Origin of the sequence: Haloferax profundi, assembly GCF_001469865.1 — an archaeon.
Taxonomy (GTDB): Archaea; Halobacteriota; Halobacteria; order Halobacteriales; family Haloferacaceae; genus Haloferax; species Haloferax profundi.
On sequence record NZ_LOPV01000421.1, the window covers coordinates 1 to 1,822 of the forward strand.

Annotated in this window: 2 protein-coding genes and 1 pseudogene; 1 reads left to right on the plus strand and 2 read right to left on the minus strand. The window is 55.9% G+C overall.

Annotated elements, in window-relative coordinates:
• A pseudogene (locus tag AUR66_RS22135) lies at positions 1-208 on the plus strand (pyruvate dehydrogenase (acetyl-transferring) E1 component subunit alpha); the annotation flags it as partial.
• A gap of 171 nt (positions 209-379) precedes the next feature.
• Here AUR66_RS22135 and AUR66_RS14295 read toward each other — a convergent pair.
• A complete protein-coding gene (locus tag AUR66_RS14295; RefSeq protein WP_058572956.1) occupies positions 380-1,468 on the minus strand; it encodes a LeuA family protein in 1,089 nt (362 codons plus the stop codon).
• Positions 1,469-1,804 (minus strand): CoA transferase, encoded by a 336-nt coding sequence (locus AUR66_RS14300; RefSeq protein WP_058572957.1) that lies wholly within the window; start codon positions 1,802-1,804, stop codon positions 1,469-1,471.
• Between the last annotated feature and the right edge of the window lie 18 nt (positions 1,805-1,822).

The window sequence follows — 1,822 nt, forward strand, 5'->3', positions numbered from 1 at the left end:
CGTCGACGACGAACGTATCGAGACCATCGACAGCGAGATCACCGAGACGCTCGCGGAGGCTGTCGAACGAATGGAATCGTACGAACCAGACCCCGATTCGATGTTCGAGTATACGTACGAAAACCAGACACCGAACGCCCGTGAGCAACACGAACAGTTCCAAAAGCTTCGAGAGATGTATGGTGACGAATCGTTCCACAGAGACTGACCCAGGAGTTTTCTCAGTAGCTCTACCAGTCTTCGTCTTCTTTTGTTAGGGGCGGGACGACGACACCGGAGATATGGACGCGCTCATAATGGCCGGGTTTGGATTGATTCATGAGTTCGTTGCCATCTTGATCGGTTGCCAGTGAACGAAAATAAATAGTATATTTGGAGTTCAGAGATTCCGAGCGATAACTACCGCCTCCTCGGTTAGAACCGGTTCGTCAAGCCCATGTAGTGCCGCAAGAAGGCTCTCAACGCGTTCCTCAGTTGGCTTCACGTCGGTACGTTTCAACAACCGCCGTGCCGCTCCTGCACCAGTTTGCCGTCCGAAGTACAAGTTCCGTGACCCCCCGAACGTCGATGGGTCGAACGGTTCGAACGTTGATGGGTCGTCGAGCATCGCCGCCGTGTGAAGCCCAGACTCGTGCGAAAACACGTCTGTTCCGAGAATGGACTTCTCATCTGGCACTGACTCGCCGAGTGCTGCAAGAACGCTCTTCGCACTCGGAATGAGTTCTGACTCGTTGATCTCAGGGAGCGATATCAGACCGCTGGTTGCTGCTGCGACGACAAACTCCTCGATAGGTACGTTTCCTGCTCGCTCACCAATCCCTGCCACCGAGACGTCTACTTTTTGCACGCCGTATGCAACGGCAGCGAGAGCGTTCGCAGTGGCGACACCAAGGTCGTCGTGGAAGTGGACACCAAGGCGCTCAGGGGACGTCGAGAGTTCTTCGAGGAAAGACGTGACCTCGAACGGCGTCTTCACACCGACCGTATCTGCTATTGTGAGATATTCCGCGTCTATCGAATCGAAGACCACGTCGAGGAATGTAGGGTCGGTTCTGAACCCGTCCATCGCGGTGAAGTGGACTTCGAGGCCGGTCTCGTGGGCGGTGTCGACTGTTTCGCCAACCAACGACAGAAGCTCGTCTTCGTCTTTTCCGAGGAGTTCGGTTCGTTGTTTCTCACTCGTCGGTGCGAAGACGTCGATAACGTCGACACCAGCGTCTACTGCGGCTTCGATATCTCGTGGCACTGCTCGAGCGATGCCGGTGAGTTTTGTGTCGACATCTACCCGTTGACAAACCTCTCCGGTTTGTGGCCCTGCAACGGGGAACCCGATTTGGACGTATTCGACACCAAGTCCATCGAGTGCGCGAACGGCACCTGCCTTCTGCTCAGTCGAGTACGAACAGCCGGGGCGTTGTTCCCCTTCGCGGCAGGTTACATCGAGCAAGACCGGTTCAGTATCCTCCATCTAGACGCCCCCTTCGCGACGGAGGGTGTCGATATCGGACTCATCGTAGCCAATCGAGGAGAGAATCGCTTCTGTGTGTTGACCGAGCTTCGGCGGGTCGTTCGATTCGACGCGGTCGAAACCACTCGAAACGACGGGGAACCGTGGGACGTTGACTACGCGGTCTGTCCCTTCTGCCGTACTGACTTCAGTGAAGAAGTCCGTCGCTTCGAGGTGGGGGTCTTCCGCCACTTCGTCCATCGAGTTAACTTTCGCAACTGGGACACCTGCCTCGCGGAGTTCGTCAACGAGAGTCGACGCAGTGTACGACCGACACTCGGCTTTCAGTATGTCCATGAGCTCGTCGATTGGCTA

What these genes read in the sequence shown, in the direction of transcription:
- AUR66_RS14295 (WP_058572956.1), bottom strand. Translation starts at nt 1,468, where the DNA reads ATGGAGGATACTGAACCGGTCTTGCTCGATGTAACCTGCCGCGAAGGG.
- AUR66_RS14300 (WP_058572957.1), bottom strand. Translation starts at nt 1,804, where the DNA reads ATGGACATACTGAAAGCCGAGTGTCGGTCGTACACTGCGTCGACTCTC.